Here is a 14,617-nt window from a genome sequence, read left to right as displayed (position 1 = left end):
GACTTACCAAAAGACGTTTCCGTGATCGATGTAATCCCGATCCGAATAACAAGCCATCTCTTGGCTCAGTGGCTTACGGACGCAAACGGCCGCTCCCCCAAACTCTCCACCAAACGAACCAGATAACCGTCCGGATCCTGCACCAGAAATTCGCGTTGGCCGACTTCCACCGCCTCCGCTCGATACCAGACATCGGCGCAGGGACGAAACAGCGGCCATTCAACGTCGGCCAGGCGCTGGAGTATCGGCTCGACGACATCGACCGTGATTTGAAAGTTTATGCCGCGACCAAACGGTACTTGCAGTGCGCCGGTCATCCACTGGCCTTCGGCCGGGTCGTATTGCTCCAACATGATCTGAACGCCGTTTTGATCGAGGTAGGCAAAGCCGACTTCGGGGCGTTCATAGGCGATATGAAAACCGATCAGGGAGGTCCAGAAGTGAAGGCTTTTCTTGATGTCCGTGACCATCAGTTCGGGGACTAATTTGCTCCGTGCAAACATACGTATCCTTGGTAAACAGTGTGAGTTAGTTGGCTTGTAACACGGTGTTCGCGAATGTTGTGATTTCGGTTCGATCCCTGAGTTTGAGTTTCGAACCGCTAAACCCTTCGAACAGATGCTGATGCGCGGAAAATCCACTGGACTCTTCGCGCGTACGATAGCCGCCGGCCCAGTCGAGCAATGCAATCAACAACTCGTCATTCTTGTCCCGTTGCGACTCTCGCTGACGAATATTGGCAACACATTCCTCATCTTCAACACACAGCCAGATCAGTGTTGTCGCCCGGGGCAAGAGTTCGCTGATGATCCAGCCGTAAACGCCTTCGATCACCCAGCGCTCTTCACTGGCCATCACCCGTGCCATGCCCAGCGCCTCGGCACGGGGGCGGGCGATGCTGTGTTCGTCGGACAACCAGTGAATCGAATCGAGATCGACCCACGGCACTTGCAGGTGCTTGGCCAGTCGTTCGGCCAGCCAGCTTTTCCCGGAACCGGAGTTGCCGATGATCAGGGTTCGGGTGAGGTTCATGAGCGACACCGATCATGTTTAAGCAAATACCTTCAGTCGTCATTTTCAGGCGCAACCATCCGCGTCTTCGGCGAACCGTTTGAGTTGTGCTGATAGATCTCCTGCGGCTGTCCTTTTTCATTAAAGAACACTTGCCCGATCCCCGCCGAATTCCACAGCCGTTCACCCGCTTCAGCATGTTCCGGGACATGCGGAACAATGCGCATGCGTCGACGTTTGGTCAGCCAGTTGAGCGGCGAGCGGGGCGAGTAGAGCCAGCGGTTGAGGCGGTCGAACCACTCGAGCAGCGCGGGCGGGAACTCGTTTTTGATGCCGCTGCTGGTGATCTGCCAGATTCGCGGGCCGGCCTTGCGGTGTCGGATCAGTACTTCGTAGACGAAGGAATAATGCACATCGCCCGACAGCACCACGTAATTACCGGGTGTGCGCGAGTGTCGGAAAATGTTCAGGATCACCTGGGCTGCGCCGCGATGGGCCATCCAGTTTTCGGCGTCCACCAGCAGGGGATAACCGCACCAGCTGAAGACCCGCTGCACGGTTTCGATCAGTTTGACGCCGAAGATCGGTGCCGGCGAAACGATGATGGCCGAAGGGTGATCGAGCAGTTCCTGCTGCAGTTCGCTGAGGGCTTCCCAGTCCAGCAGACCTGACGGTTGCTTGAGGTTCATCTCGCTGCGCCAGCGTCGGGTGCGGGTGTCGAGCACGACGATGGCCGGGCGGGTGGGCAGTACGTAATGCCAGTTCTGAAATCTCAGAAGTTCGTCAATCAACTCGTCCTGAATGTCACTGTCGAGGTAGCGGTCATGCCCGGTCGCGCTCAATCCACCGGTCTTCTTCAGCACTGCGCCGAACGCATCCGGGTTGTTGCCCCAGCCCTGGCACAGCATATAAGCAATCAGTGCGTTGCCGATGATGCGCCTGGAGAACGGATGGCCGTAGGCCGTTTCCTCCCATTGCGCGGAAAGATTCCAGTCATCGGTAATATCGTGATCGTCGAAAATCATCAGGCACGGCAGGTGAGCGAGTGCTCGGGCGACGCCTCCAAGCCCGGCCTTGAAGCCATCGATGCGCGTCTGCTCAAGCGCATAACGCTCGCGTCTTGCAGGCGTCAGTGCCGGCGGTTGCGGGGCGATCAATGACCAGGGTGTCGGCGACCAGACCAGCAGGTACATGGCCATGACTTCGGCGAACGTCACCAGATGGTTGTCGGCACTGCTGCTGGTGAAAATCGGCTTACGCGCCCCACCGAAAAATCGCTCGCGCAGGGTTTCGTTGCTCTCCAGCGCCGGTAATAAATCCGCACGATGGTAGTAGCTGGCGGGGTGCTCGTAGAGCTTGGCGCTGTCGCTGACCACCGCGCCTTCGAGGTGCTCTTCGAACAGCCCAAGTCGCTTGATCAAGGCATGGATGGCTCGCAGCATCGGCCCCGCGACATCGTCGGCGTAGACCTGATCGCCGCTCATCATCAACAGCGCCGGACGTTTGTGCGCATCCGGCTCGGTCTCCAGCAAACGATCGACGCACAGCAAACCGTCCGGGGCCGGATGGTGAGGTTTGCGGCAGGAGCCGTGCAACAGATGATCGGCCCGTTTTTGCAGGACGAAGTTTGGGCAACGGGCGTCGCCGTACAGCAAGTGCGGGGCCCAATCGGCGATGCCGGCGCCAGCGTCGTCAATCAGCAGGTCGTATTCGATTAGCGTGTCGCAGGGCAGGGCGGCGTCCAGCGATACGTCGATCAAATGAACAAAGGCCTGGGTGCCCACCGCAATGATCGTGCACTGACTTGCGTTGAGGTGGATAGCGTCGCGATCTTGCAAACGCAACCTCAGCGACAACGCCCGCGACCCCACCAGCCACATCACCAGCCGCGAGGGCTCCAGACGCCGCAACAGCGGCCCGACCAGGACGGGTGGCAGGGATTGATGATCGTCAGGCAGCGGCAAAGACATGGACATCCGGGTTTTTGGAACAGAGAAGCGCGCGATGATAACGCAGCTGAGGTCAATGAAATGCAAGTGACTCGAATCCGGCAGTCAAGGCAACAGCTCGCTGTCCGCCTTCATTACATCCGTCTCGCCATTGGCCACGAGCCAGCGAAACAGCTCTGTCACGGATACCGTGTGGCTACGCTCGATCCATCGCACCAGCGCCGGGCCATAGTGTTCGGTGTAGCGGCTGAGCACCAGATGACGACAGTCCGCTGACAGGCGCAGGGTAATTTCCCGACAGTGCAGAGTGGCCGGGTCGTGCTGGATGACCCGTTGCTGCAGAATCAGGCTATTGCCTTCAGAAACCATCGGCCGGTGCTCCTGTGCATTGATGTTTGGTTGTCTGCGCCGAGCCTTGTTTGCCATCGGCCACGTAGGCGGCACGATGCTCGGCGACCACGTTGCGTAACGCGCTGTAGTAGTCCGGCAGTTTTTGCAGGCTGTCGGTCAGCGGTAAGGCTTCTGCGCGGTCATCGACGATGCCGCCGACTGTGCTGATGGTGGACAGCGTGTCCACGGTTTCGCTGTTGCTGCCAAACGGATCGACCACAAAACCGAGCACGCGGCCGACGGCGTCGCGGCTGTTGGAAGTGCCGAGCAACGGCAACTCGACGATCGGACCGTTGCCGATGCCCCACACGCCGAACGTCTGGCCGAAATCTGCGTCGTGACGCGGGATGCCGGCCATGCCGGAGACGTCGATCAAGCCCACCACGCCGACGGTGGTGTTCAGCACGAAACGCCCCAGTGTATTGGCCGAGCGCATCGGGTTGCCTTGCAGCAGGTCATTGATAAAGACCTTGGGCTCGCCGAAGTTCGCGACAAAGTTATGCACACCGGTCTGGAAAAAGTCCGGCGAGTAGCGATAGCCGCGAGCGACCGGCGCCATGGCGTAGTCATCGACCACCCGATTGAACGCGAAGACCCCACGATTGAACGGTTCCGCCGGGTCGTACACCGAATAGGCGATGTCGGCGCAACTCACATCGTTGGTGGACGGCGGCTGACTGCTGCAACCCGCCAGCCCGGCGGTCAGCACGGCAATCGAGGTGTTGCGGGCCAGCCAGGGAGCACATTTGAAAGGCAACATGGACGCGATTCTCGGGAGGAATTCGCCGAGATGCTGAGCCCCGCGCCTTGCGCAAAGATGTCTGGTTTATTGCGGCGCTGACGCTTTATTGCAGGATTGAAATATATGACGTGCTGCCGTGAATGGTTTTAGATGGCGGTTCCATTCGCCCCTTAAGTGACCTTCGGTGAACAGCCTTTTAATTGTGGACGACGACCTTGAGGTCCTTGATCTACTGAAAAAATTCTTCGTGCAGCACGGCTACAGCGTCGAGGTCGCCACCGACGGCCCGTCGCTGTGGGCGGCCATCGAGCACCAGCCGCCAGACCTGATCATTCTTGACGTGATGTTGCCCGGGGACAGCGGGCTGATCCTGTGCCAGCAACTGCGGATCCGACACTCCATTCCGGTGATCATGCTCACGGCCATGGGCGAACTCAGCGACCGGGTGGTCGGCCTCGAACTGGGCGCCGATGATTACCTGACCAAACCCTTCGACGCCCGTGAACTGCTGGCCAGAGTGCGCGCCGTGCTGCGTCGCGTGGACGAGCGCCGTCCGGTATCGCAGGAACGGCCTCGTCCGCTGATCGACTTCGCCGACTGGCACCTGGACGTCACCCGTCGTGAGCTTCGCTCGCCGGACAACGTGATGATCCCGCTGTCGGCCGGCGAATTCGACCTGCTGCTGGTCTTCGTCGAACACCCGCAGCGTATTCTCACCCGCGAGCAATTGCTGGACCTGGCACGCGGGCATTGTCATGAGGCGTTCGATCGCAGCATCGACGTTCAGGTCAGCCGCCTGCGGCGCAAACTCGAGTCCGACACCAAGCGCCCGGCGATGATCCGCACCGTGCGCAATGGCGGTTACCTGTTCACGCCCAGCGTGACGCGGCGATGAGCTGGCTGAAGCGGATTCGCCGGGATACGGTGGCGCGCTGGATCGCGTTGACGATCATTTTGGCCATGCTCATTTCATTGGCACTCAACGGGCTGTTTATCCAACTGGCCGGCGTGTGGGCGCGTCCGCCGCTGACCGAAACCGGCCTGCTGGAAAAAGCCGCGGCCATCACCCGCGTCATCGAGGCTGCACCGGCGCCACTGCGCAATTCATTGGCGCAAGCTGCCGGCGAGAACGGCTTCACTGTCAGTTGGCACCCGGACCGGCACGATCTCAATCTGCCGGCCGTGGAAGATCCGAAGTCCGACATCGGCTCGACCATCCTGCAGCCAATGCTTAGATCCCCAGACCGGCGCATCGAAGCCTATGAACCGGCCGACTGGACGGAGCACACGGCGGATGCGCATTACGCGCTGCTGATCGAGCTATCGGATTCGTCCTGGCTGATGTTCTCCGCGCCCTCGCGCAGTTGGGGACTCGACGAAACGCCACGCTACCTGATCGTGATCCTGCTGGTGCTGATCTCCACCGCCCTGGTCGCGCTGATCGCCACCCGGCGCCTGGCCACACCTTTGCAGCACTTTGCCGAAGGTGCCCGACGCTTCGGCGTGGACTTCCGCGCACCGCCCATCGAGCCGCTGGGGCCACAGGAAATTCGCCAGGCAATCCTCGCCTTCAACGCCATGCAAGCTCAGTTGCAGCACTTCATACGCGACCGCACACAAATGCTCGCCGCCATCTCCCACGACCTGCGCACGCCCCTGACGCGGATGCGTTTGCGTGGGGAGTTCATCGAAGACAGCGAGCAACAGCAGCGGTTGTTTCGTGATGTGGATGAAATGCAGGCGATGATCAACTCGGCGTTGGAGTTCTTCCGCGATGATGCGCGGCTTGAGCCGGCGACCCAGTTTGATCTGGCGGAACTGCTGCAAACGCTGCTGGACGATTACCGGGATCAGCGGATTGAAATTGCGTTCAGTGGGCCGCTGCGGTGGGTGTATTTCGGGCGCCCGTTGGGGCTTAAGCGGGTGATGACCAATCTGCTGGAAAACGCGATCAAGTACGGTAGTGAACCGGCGATTGAACTGATCCCCGGAGCCGGGGAGGTGCGGATCAAAGTACTGGATCGTGGGCCGGGTATTCCGGATGCCAGCCTTGAACAGGTTTTTGCACCGTTCTTCAGACTGGAAGTCTCTCGGAACAGAAGCACTGGGGGTGTTGGTTTGGGGTTATCGGCGGCGCGGGCGATTGTGCTGGAACACGGAGGCAAGCTGACACTGCGTAATCGGTCGACGGGCGGATTGGAGGCGTTGGTGGTGCTGCCGGTGCATCCAACGCCCAGACAGTTAAGCAATTTCTGCAATGACGCAATCTTGTAGCAGCTGGCGGAGCCTGCGTTCGGCTGCGTAGCAGTCGTAAAACCTGAGTTTGCGGTCTTCCTGAAACACTGCATCCCCTGATTTCACGACTGCTACGCAGCCGAACGCAGGCTCCGCCAGCTGCTACGGACTGCGTGACGGCTTAATGGATCATCTGAGCTTAAGCCTCCCAACCCGCCCCACTGACCGCGGCCTGCGCCAGTGGGTGCAAGTCTGCGCCCTGATGTTCTGTCTGCCAGGCCAGCAATTCCTTGCGCATGCCGGGCGTCCAGTACATCTGCAGATGATTACGCACGCCGAGCACGGCCTGTTGCTGGTCCGGTTCGCTGGCGAAGTACTGGGCGATCTGGTTGACCATTTTGATCAGATTTTCAGTGCTCATCGGCGTACCTCGGCTTTAGTGCCACGCGCCTGGCGGCGTTCGTCGAGCAGGCGGTGCTGGTTGTCGCTGAACTCCTGATAGCGTTTTTGCCACTCGGAAGGGTGGTAGACGCGGCTGACTTCCACGGCCGTGACCTTGTACTCCGGACAGTTGGTAGCCCAGTCGGAGTTGTCGGTGGTGATCACGTTGGCCCCCGATTCAGGGAAGTGGAAAGTGGTGTACACCACGCCCGGGGCGACCCGTTCGGTGACCCGCGCACGCAGAACGGTCTGGCCGGCGCGGCTGCCGATGCCGACCCAGTCACCTTCGTTGATGCCACGGCTCTCGGCGTCGCTCGGGTGGATTTCCAGGCGGTCTTCGTCGTGCCAGGCAACGTTCTCGGTACGCCGGGTCTGGGCGCCGACGTTGTACTGGCTGAGGATGCGCCCGGTGGTCAGCAGCAGCGGATAGCGATTGTTGACCTTTTCCTCGGTGGGCACGTAGCCGGTGAGCATGAAGCGCCCCTTGCCGCGCACGAACTCCTCGATGTGCATGGTCGGCGTGCCGTCCGGTGCCGCGGCGTTGCACGGCCATTGCAGGCTGCCGTGGCGATCAAGTTCGGTGTAGCTGACGTTGGTGAAGGTCGGCGTCAGGCTGGCGATTTCATCCATGATTTCTGACGGATGTTTGTAGTTCATTGGATAGCCCAGCGCGTTGGCCAGGGCCACGGTGCCTTCCCAGTCAGCCTTGCCGCCCAGAGGGTCCATGACCTTGCGCACCCGGGAGATGCGCCGCTCGGCGTTGGTGAAGGTGCCGTCTTTTTCCAGGAACGAGCAGCCCGGCAGGAACACATGGGCGAACTTGGCGGTTTCGTTGAGGAAAATGTCCTGCACCACGATGCATTCCATGGCGGACAGGGCTGCGGTGACGTGTTGGGTATTCGGGTCGCTCTGGGCGATGTCCTCGCCCTGGCAATACAGGCCCTTGAAGCTGCCGCTGAGGGCGGCTTCGAACATGTTGGGAATGCGCAGGCCCGGATCGGGTTGCAGGGTGACATTCCAGGCCTGTTCGAACTGCGTCCGTACCACCTCGTTGGAGATGTGTCGGTAACCGGGCAGCTCGTGGGGGAAGGAACCCATGTCGCAGGAGCCCTGAACGTTGTTCTGTCCCCGCAGCGGGTTCACGCCCACGCCTTCGCGGCCGATGTTGCCAGTGGCCATGGCCAGGTTGGCGATGCCCATGACGGCGGTGCTGCCCTGGCTGTGCTCGGTGACGCCCAGGCCGTAATAGATCGCGGCGTTGCCACCGGTTGCATACAGGCGGGCGGCGGCGCGGATGTCGGCAGGGTCTACGCCGCAGATAGCGCCAAGGACTTCCGGTGAGTTTTCCGCGCGGCTGACGAACTCGCTCCAGTGGGCGAAATCCGTTCCCTCGCAACGAGCGTCGATAAAGGCCTGGTTGAGCAGGCCTTCGGTGACGATGACGTGGGCCAGGGCGTTGAGCATGGCGACGTTGGTGCCCGGACGCAGGGCCAGGTGCAGTTCGGCGCGGGCATGCACCGAGTCCACCAGATCAATGCGTCGTGGGTCGATGACGATCAGCCGTGCGCCTTCGCGCAGGCGGCGTTTGAGCTGGGAGGCGAACACCGGGTGGGCGTCGCTGGGGTTGGCGCCCATTACCAGGATCACATCGGCCTGCATCACCGAGTCGAAACTCTGGGTGCCGGCGGATTCGCCCAGGGTTTGTTTCAGGCCATAGCCAGTCGGCGAGTGGCAGACCCGCGCACAGGTGTCGACGTTGTTGTTGCCGAACGCGGCGCGCACCAGTTTTTGCACCAGGTAGGTTTCTTCGTTGGTGCAGCGGCTGGAGGTGATGCCACCAATGGAATCGCGGCCGTATTTTTGCTGCAGCCGGCGGAATTCGCTGGCGGCGTAGGTCACCGCTTCATCCCAGCTGACTTCCTGCCAAGGGTCGTTGATGTGTTTGCGGATCATCGGTTTGGTGATGCGATCCGGGTGGGTGGCGTAGCCCCAGGCAAAGCGTCCTTTTACGCAAGAGTGGCCGTGGTTGGCCTGGCCATTCTTGTCCGGAACCATGCGCACCAGCTGGTCGCCTTTCATCTCGGCGCGGAACGAGCAGCCCACGCCGCAATAGGCACAGGTGGTGATCACGCTGCGTTCGGGCTGACCCAGTTCGACCACGCTTTTTTCCATCAGGGTCGCGGTAGGGCAGGCTTGCACACAGGCGCCGCAGGACACGCATTCCGAGTCGAGGAAGTTGTCGCCACCGGCGGCCTCGACCCGGGATTCGAAACCGCGTCCGGTAATAGTCAGGGCGAAGGTGCCCTGGGTTTCTTCGCAGGCGCGCACGCAGCGGTTGCAGACGATGCACTTGCTTGGGTCGTAGTCGAAGTAGGGGTTGGAAGTGTCCTTCACATCGGCCAGATGGTTGTCGCCTTCATAGCCGTAACGCACTTCCCGCAGACCGACCTGGCCGGCGACGGTTTGCAACTCGCAGTTGCCGTTGGCCGAGCAGGTCAGGCAGTCCAGCGGGTGATCGGAGATGTACAGCTCCATGACGTTGCGGCGCAGGGTCGCGAGTTTCGGCGTCTGGGTGTGCACGCTCATGCCTTCGGTGACCGGCGTGGTGCAAGACGCCGGGTAGCCGCGCATGCCGTCGATCTCCACCAGGCACATGCGGCAGGAGCCGAAGGCTTCCAGGCTGTCGGTGGCGCACAGTTTCGGAATAGTGGTGCCCAACAGCGCGGCGGCGCGCATCACCGAGGTGCCTTCGGGCACGCTGATGCTGCGGCCGTCGATGTTCAAGGTGACCTGCACCTGGCTGTCGCGGGCCGGAGTGCCTAGATCAATATCGGTGTTCGGGTCGAAGAGAGTGATCATTGGTCGGCCTCCGAAGATTGCAGACCGAAGTCGGCGGGGAAGTACTTGAGGGCGCTGGCTACAGGAAAGGAGACCATGCCGCCCAACGCGCACAGCGAACCGTATTGCAGGGTGTCGCACAGGTCCTTGAGGATGATCACCTGTTCATCACGACCGCTCTGGTCAGGCGCAGCCAGCAGGCGGTCGATCACCTCCACGCCCCGGGTCGAGCCGATGCGGCATGGGGTGCATTTGCCACAGGATTCCTCGGCACAGAACTGCATGGCGAAGCGCGCCATGTGGGCCATGTCCAGGCTGTCGTCAGCCACCACCACACCACCGTGACCGAGCATCGCGCCGATGGCGGCGAAGGCTTCGTAATCCAGCGGCGTGTCGAATTGACTTGGCGGCACCCAGGCGCCGAGGGGGCCACCGACTTGGGCGGCTTTCAGCGGTCGGCCACTGGCGGTCCCTCCGCCGTAGTCTTCCACCAGTTCCCGCAGGGTCAGGCCAAAGGCCCGTTCCACCAGGCCGCCGCGACGAATATTGCCCGCCAACTGGAACGGCATCGTGCCCAGCGAGCGGCCCATGCCGTAATCGCGATAAAACTGCGCGCCCTTGGCCAGAATCAACGGAACCGAGGCCAGGGTCAGCACGTTGTGCACCAGGGTCGGCAGGCCGAACAGGCCCTGCAACGCGGGGATCGGCGGCTTGGCGCGGACGATCCCGCGCTTGCCTTCGAGAGAGTCCAGCAGCGCGGTTTCTTCACCGCAGATGTAAGCGCCGGCACCGACTCGCACTTCCATATCGAAGGCCTGGCCGCTGCCGCCGACATTGGCGCCGAGGTAACCGGCGGACCGAGCGATATCCAGCGCCTCGCGCAATGTCGCCACGGCTTGTGGATATTCCGAGCGCACATAGATGTAGCCGTAGCTGGCACCGACGGTGATGCCGGCAATGGCCATGCCTTCGATCAGCAGGAAGGGGTCGCCTTCCATCAACATGCGATCGGCAAAGGTGCCGGAGTCACCTTCGTCGGCGTTGCACACAATGTACTTCTGCGCCGCCTGGGTAGCGCGCACCGTGCGCCATTTGATCCCGGCCGGGAAAGCTGCGCCGCCACGGCCACGCAGGCCCGAATCGAACACCGCGGTCGCGGTCTGTTCGCCGCCCAAGGCGATGGCTTGGGTCAAGCCCTCGAAGCCGCCGTGAGCCCGGTAATCCTCCAGGGACAGCGGCCGGGTAATGCCGGCACGGGCAAACAGTAGGCGTTGTTGCGTCTTCAGATAGGGCAACTCTTCCACCAGGCCCAAGGCCAGTGGATGAGAAGACGGCTCGCCTTGGAGCGCATCGAGCACGGACGGCACATCGGCAGCAGTCAGCGGGCCGAAGCCGATACGGCCTTGCGGGCTGTCCACTTCCAGCAGCGGCTCCAGCCAGTACAGGCCGCGCGAGCTGGTGCGTTGCAGGTCCAGATTGCTTTCCTGCGACTGATTGGCAAGGGCCAAGGCCACCTCATCGGCGCCCACGGCACGGGCCAGGGAATCAGCGGACAGATAAAGAGTCGGCATCATGCGTCCTCCCGGCAAGCGTCGAGCAAGGCATCCAGACGCTCGGCGCTGAGCCGCGCATGCACCTGGCCATCCAGTTCCAGAGCGGGCGAGCAGGCGCAAGCGCCGAGGCAATACACCGGGCGCAGACTGATGTTGCCGTCGGCACTGCTGCCGTGGTCGTCCAGTTGCAGGCGTTCGCGCAACTGCGCGGCGAGCTGCTCGGCGCCGCGGCTCTTGCAGGACTCGGCCCGGCACAGACGCAGGATATGCCGGGCCGGAGGCGCGGTGCGGAAGTCATGGTAAAAGCTGATCACCCCGCGAACCTCGGCCTGACTCAGGTTTAGCGCGTGGGCAATCTCGGGGATGGCGGCATCGGGGATATAACCGATGCCCTCCTGAATCTCATGAAGAATGGGCAACAGTGCACCGGGGGAGCGTTTGTGGCGCTCCAGCAGGCTGTTGACCATAGGTAGGTGCAACATCTCATCAGGCATTCAGCATTCCTCACGGTCACGGACAAACCAGATGGTTGTCGGTCGTCCGAAAGTGTCGGCTGCGGCACTCACACCACGTCACGGTATCGTGGCAATTTCAGGCCGTTGGCCAGGGCACCCTGTGCGGGCATCTTGTTGTGCCCGGCGCGGTCTTCGCCGCACCTCTATAAGGGCATTAAGGCAGCTTGCCACGCTGCTTTTGATTCATCTGCACCAAAGCGACGTGTTCGGTTCTTTCTACGACCTTCTATTGAGTCTAGAAGAGTGCGGCCAGAGGCGTCGTCCCTGAATGGTCGATGGCGTCGAAGTCACCTATCGAGGTGTCCGGAATTAGTTGACCACTTCACAGTTGATCACCAGTTTCCAGCGCTTGTGCCAAGCTGATGGAGTGTTAATACGCCTGCCGCTCAGGCAAACCTCAGGAAACCCATGACATGAACCCCACTCATGCATCGCACGTCCGTCGAGAATTCTACAAAGCAGTCTGCTTCTACTTTCGCGTTGTCTGGCCGATCTTTTCCATACTGCTTTTTTCTATCGTGCTATTCGGCCTCATCATCAGCTACCTGGAGGGTTGGGATCCTTTTGACGGCATCTATTTCGGCTTCGTGACCGGTTTGACCATTGGTTATGGAGAACTCGTGCCGAAACTTGGCGTCTCGCGGGTTCTGGCGATTTTGCTGGGGTTCAACGGGGTGCTGATGACAGCGATATTTGCGGCGATCAGTGTTCGGGCGATTGAGGTTGCAGTGCGGGCGGCGGGGCAGGACGAACCGGGTAAGCCGACGGCGTGAAGTCATGCTTGGTTGCTACTGGAAGGGGGCGCAAATCATCGACTCCTGCAAATCCATGCGCGACGGCGTGGTGTTTACCAGCAACCGCATCATCGCGGTCAACGTGCAGGGCATCACCGAGAGTCTCGGTCCAGCTATCAGGCGTTCCCGCTTTTTAGGTCGCCCACCTTTATTCATTGAATGTCTTTCAGATAGTCCTTAAGCGCAATGAGCGGCGCATCAAGCTGCTCCATCGTCCGCGCATTGCCAAACTCAACAGACAAACGATGCAGCTCCCGCCCCAACGGCGTCCCAACCCCACCCAAAGCCTCCATCGCCAACCCCACACATCGCGCCACCCTAAACTGAATCGCCTCAACATCCCCCCGCCGCACCAACAACCCAAACACCTCCCGCTCGTAATCGCTCATGATCGGATCATCCCGCAAAATCGGACTTTCACCTTCCCTCTCATAAGCCAGCTTGAGGGCGAAAAGGGCAACGGTTTCCAGTGGCAATTCCATTGTGTGAATCCTTGATTCGTTAGCCGAACGGTTTCGGGGTATGGCGTTGAAGAGCAAGATCAAAAGATCGCAGCCTTCGGCAGCTCCTACACGACAGCGGTGGGCGAGGTCACTTTTCTACAGACGAAAAAAAGGCCTTGCAAAGCAAGACCTTTCTTAATTCTGGCCCCCGAGGGCGACTCGAAGCTAACATTAATTAATTGATTCGTATAGATTATTTTGACGCGAGTAAGTTGGCGGGGGGGGCACAGTCCGGGCCAATAGCTGCCCCTTGGCGAGAGGCTGCTTGCAGCGATGAAATCAATGATGATCGTTCTAAACCAGAAGCAACATGTCTGCTCCGCTATTGCAACGGCACATAAATATCGGTCTGCCATTGATCCTGCGGTGTCTCGGGATAAACGCTTAGATAATCGAAGAACAGCGGCTGGTCTCGAAGTTCCTCGCCGCTGGTGGGAAGCCAGTCGCGATAGATCGGATAGATCGTTTCGCCGATGTGATCCGTCGAACCCACGTGACGCACTACAACGCAACGCCCTCCAGGGATAACGCGCTCGGTTACGCCGAACTCATTCGCTGCTACCGCCTCGTGAATCTCGCCGCAGATTGCAAACCGGAACGCTTCGGGTGGTGTCGTATCGGGGTTGCCGAAAGGAATGCCAAAGCTGCGACTTGATTTCACTGGCGACTGTCCGCTCTGCATGCGCCATTCGGAAAACTTGCGAACACTCTCATTAATGAGTCCGGGAGCGCCACAATGCTCGAGTGCTGCAACTCTGACTTCGTGAAACTCTACGATTCGCACCTGCATGATGATGCTCCTGGAAAAATGAGGGATGGTGAACACCGAGCCCCAGACCTGCCAATTCGGTTGCTTCCTGAATGCACTCGGCGTCATACCGAACGCCCGCCTGAATGCCCTGGAAAATGCCTCGGGGCTTTCGAAACCCGCACTGAACGCTGCTTCCAGCACCGAGTAATCCGCGAGGGAGGACAGGCAATGCGCTGCGCGTCGTAGCCGCATCAACTGTACATAACGTGAAACAGGCACGCCCACGAAGGCGGTGAATTGTCGATGGAAGTGAAACGCCGAAAAGTTCGCCACCTGGCTCAACGTCTTCACAGACAAGTCACCTTCGAGATTGGCGTCGATGTAGGCGAGTACTGCATTGAAGCGCTTTGTGTAGGCGGCGTTGCTCGGCAAGTCAGGCACTGGATGGAGGCTCCGGGGAATACGGTAGGCATATAGAGTCAACTATACCGGCGTGCCCGCGCCTAGCCGTGCTTGCTACAGACCTTGGAAGTTTTCATGGTGGTAACCCAGCGCTTTGGTAAGGAAAAAGAATTTCTAGACAGGGGTTGACCACGTATTTTAATGCTGTACTATTCGCCTCCCGCTAACGAGCAGCTTGATGTTGCTTTTGGCTTAAGTTGTTGATTTTGTTAATGAAATCAGAAACTTTTAAGGTTGCTACTTGAGGGGATGTGCTGTAGAGTGCGCTCCTCGGTTGAGACGAAAGATCTTAACCAACCGCTCTTTAACAATTGAATCAAGCAATTCGTGTGGGTGCTTGTGGAGTCAGACTGATAGTCAACAAGATTATCAGCATCACAAGTTACTCCGCGAGAAATCAAAGATGTAACCAACGATTGCTGAGCCAAGTTTA

Annotated in this window: 14 protein-coding genes and 1 pseudogene; 4 read left to right on the top strand and 11 right to left on the bottom strand. The window is 60.0% G+C overall.

The annotated features are described in order from the left end of the window. Window positions 1-65: 65 nt before the first annotated feature. From ACSQ87_RS26640 to ACSQ87_RS26620, 5 genes are all read right to left on the bottom strand, one after another. Window positions 66-503, bottom strand: a complete 438-nt coding sequence (locus tag ACSQ87_RS26640; protein WP_223429764.1) for a bleomycin resistance protein — start codon at window positions 501-503, stop codon at window positions 66-68. A gap of 25 nt (window positions 504-528) precedes the next feature. Further along, the gene (locus ACSQ87_RS26635) at window positions 529-1,032 is read right to left on the bottom strand and encodes an adenylate kinase (RefSeq protein WP_436274733.1); all 504 of its coding nucleotides are present in this window, start codon (window positions 1,030-1,032) and stop codon (window positions 529-531) included. A 32-nt stretch (window positions 1,033-1,064) separates the two neighbouring features. Beyond that, window positions 1,065-2,987: an alkaline phosphatase D family protein gene (locus ACSQ87_RS26630; protein ID WP_436274732.1), complete on the bottom strand. Its 1,923-nt coding sequence runs from the start codon at window positions 2,985-2,987 to the stop codon at window positions 1,065-1,067. Window positions 2,988-3,065: 78 nt separating this feature from the next. Further along, complete coding sequence (locus ACSQ87_RS26625; protein ID WP_223429761.1) at window positions 3,066-3,329, bottom strand: hypothetical protein; 264 nt, start codon at window positions 3,327-3,329, stop codon at window positions 3,066-3,068. Continuing rightward, a complete protein-coding gene (locus ACSQ87_RS26620) occupies window positions 3,319-4,110 on the bottom strand; it encodes an MlaA family lipoprotein (protein ID WP_436274731.1) in 792 nt (263 codons plus the stop codon). The genes ACSQ87_RS26625 and ACSQ87_RS26620 overlap by 11 nt, the downstream gene beginning before the upstream one ends. 166 nt (window positions 4,111-4,276) lie before the next feature. Between ACSQ87_RS26620 and ACSQ87_RS26615 the strand changes: the two genes are divergently transcribed. Continuing rightward, entirely contained in the window at window positions 4,277-4,987 is a 711-nt protein-coding gene (locus tag ACSQ87_RS26615) for a response regulator (RefSeq protein WP_223429759.1), read from the top strand. Next, window positions 4,984-6,366, top strand: a complete 1,383-nt coding sequence (locus ACSQ87_RS26610; protein ID WP_436274730.1) for a HAMP domain-containing sensor histidine kinase — start codon at window positions 4,984-4,986, stop codon at window positions 6,364-6,366. The genes ACSQ87_RS26615 and ACSQ87_RS26610 overlap by 4 nt, the downstream gene beginning before the upstream one ends. A gap of 160 nt (window positions 6,367-6,526) precedes the next feature. Here ACSQ87_RS26610 and ACSQ87_RS26605 read toward each other — a convergent pair whose 3' ends face one another. Genes ACSQ87_RS26605 through ACSQ87_RS26590 form a run of 4 tightly spaced genes read right to left on the bottom strand, consistent with a single transcriptional unit; the run spans window position 6,527 to window position 11,653 of the window. Then, window positions 6,527-6,748, bottom strand: a complete 222-nt coding sequence (locus ACSQ87_RS26605) for a formate dehydrogenase subunit delta (RefSeq protein WP_046045986.1) — start codon at window positions 6,746-6,748, stop codon at window positions 6,527-6,529. Then, window positions 6,745-9,627, bottom strand: a complete 2,883-nt coding sequence (fdhF, locus tag ACSQ87_RS26600) for a formate dehydrogenase subunit alpha (protein ID WP_436274729.1) — start codon at window positions 9,625-9,627, stop codon at window positions 6,745-6,747. Before fdhF ends, ACSQ87_RS26605 begins: the two co-directional genes overlap by 4 nt. Then, window positions 9,624-11,180: a formate dehydrogenase beta subunit gene (locus ACSQ87_RS26595; RefSeq protein WP_436274728.1), complete on the bottom strand. Its 1,557-nt coding sequence runs from the start codon at window positions 11,178-11,180 to the stop codon at window positions 9,624-9,626. The genes fdhF and ACSQ87_RS26595 overlap by 4 nt, the downstream gene beginning before the upstream one ends. Further along, window positions 11,177-11,653 carry a formate dehydrogenase subunit gamma gene (locus ACSQ87_RS26590; RefSeq protein ID WP_095131525.1) on the bottom strand — a complete coding sequence of 159 codons (477 nt, stop codon included), beginning with the start codon at window positions 11,651-11,653 and terminating at the stop codon, window positions 11,177-11,179. Before ACSQ87_RS26590 ends, ACSQ87_RS26595 begins: the two co-directional genes overlap by 4 nt. A gap of 434 nt (window positions 11,654-12,087) precedes the next feature. Between ACSQ87_RS26590 and ACSQ87_RS26585 the strand changes: the two genes are divergently transcribed. Continuing rightward, window positions 12,088-12,447 (top strand): potassium channel family protein, encoded by a 360-nt coding sequence (locus ACSQ87_RS26585; protein WP_223429754.1) that lies wholly within the window; start codon window positions 12,088-12,090, stop codon window positions 12,445-12,447. A 31-nt stretch (window positions 12,448-12,478) separates the two neighbouring features. Further along, window positions 12,479-12,571: pseudogene (locus ACSQ87_RS26580) on the top strand (PH domain-containing protein); the annotation flags it as partial. A 49-nt stretch (window positions 12,572-12,620) separates the two neighbouring features. Here ACSQ87_RS26580 and ACSQ87_RS26575 read toward each other — a convergent pair. Then, entirely contained in the window at window positions 12,621-12,950 is a 330-nt protein-coding gene (locus ACSQ87_RS26575; protein ID WP_436274727.1) for a hypothetical protein, read from the bottom strand. A 343-nt stretch (window positions 12,951-13,293) separates the two neighbouring features. Beyond that, the gene (locus ACSQ87_RS26570; RefSeq protein ID WP_223433698.1) at window positions 13,294-14,163 is read right to left on the bottom strand and encodes an AraC family transcriptional regulator; all 870 of its coding nucleotides are present in this window, start codon (window positions 14,161-14,163) and stop codon (window positions 13,294-13,296) included. Window positions 14,164-14,617 lie beyond the last annotated feature (454 nt).

Origin of the sequence: Pseudomonas sp. LjRoot277, assembly GCF_964253845.1 — a bacterium.
Lineage (GTDB): Bacteria > Pseudomonadota > Gammaproteobacteria > Pseudomonadales > Pseudomonadaceae > Aquipseudomonas.
Note: the sequence above shows the minus strand (reverse complement) of the source record. Positions and strands in the feature narration are given on the sequence as shown.

Excerpts from the sequence above, each read along its gene's own strand:
- ACSQ87_RS26640 (WP_223429764.1), bottom strand. The coding sequence starts at position 503 with ATGTTTGCACGGAGCAAATTAGTCCCCGAACTGATGGTCACGGACATC.
- ACSQ87_RS26635 (WP_436274733.1), bottom strand. The coding sequence starts at position 1,032 with ATGAACCTCACCCGAACCCTGATCATCGGCAACTCCGGTTCCGGGAAA.
- ACSQ87_RS26630 (WP_436274732.1), bottom strand. The coding sequence starts at position 2,987 with ATGTCCATGTCTTTGCCGCTGCCTGACGATCATCAATCCCTGCCACCC.
- ACSQ87_RS26625 (WP_223429761.1), bottom strand. The coding sequence starts at position 3,329 with ATGGTTTCTGAAGGCAATAGCCTGATTCTGCAGCAACGGGTCATCCAG.
- ACSQ87_RS26620 (WP_436274731.1), bottom strand. The coding sequence starts at position 4,110 with ATGTTGCCTTTCAAATGTGCTCCCTGGCTGGCCCGCAACACCTCGATT.
- ACSQ87_RS26610 (WP_436274730.1), top strand. The coding sequence starts at position 4,984 with ATGAGCTGGCTGAAGCGGATTCGCCGGGATACGGTGGCGCGCTGGATC.
- ACSQ87_RS26605 (WP_046045986.1), bottom strand. The coding sequence starts at position 6,748 with ATGAGCACTGAAAATCTGATCAAAATGGTCAACCAGATCGCCCAGTAC.
- fdhF (WP_436274729.1), bottom strand. The coding sequence starts at position 9,627 with ATGATCACTCTCTTCGACCCGAACACCGATATTGATCTAGGCACTCCG.
- ACSQ87_RS26595 (WP_436274728.1), bottom strand. The coding sequence starts at position 11,180 with ATGATGCCGACTCTTTATCTGTCCGCTGATTCCCTGGCCCGTGCCGTG.
- ACSQ87_RS26590 (WP_095131525.1), bottom strand. The coding sequence starts at position 11,653 with ATGCCTGATGAGATGTTGCACCTACCTATGGTCAACAGCCTGCTGGAG.
- ACSQ87_RS26585 (WP_223429754.1), top strand. The coding sequence starts at position 12,088 with ATGAACCCCACTCATGCATCGCACGTCCGTCGAGAATTCTACAAAGCA.
- ACSQ87_RS26575 (WP_436274727.1), bottom strand. The coding sequence starts at position 12,950 with ATGGAATTGCCACTGGAAACCGTTGCCCTTTTCGCCCTCAAGCTGGCT.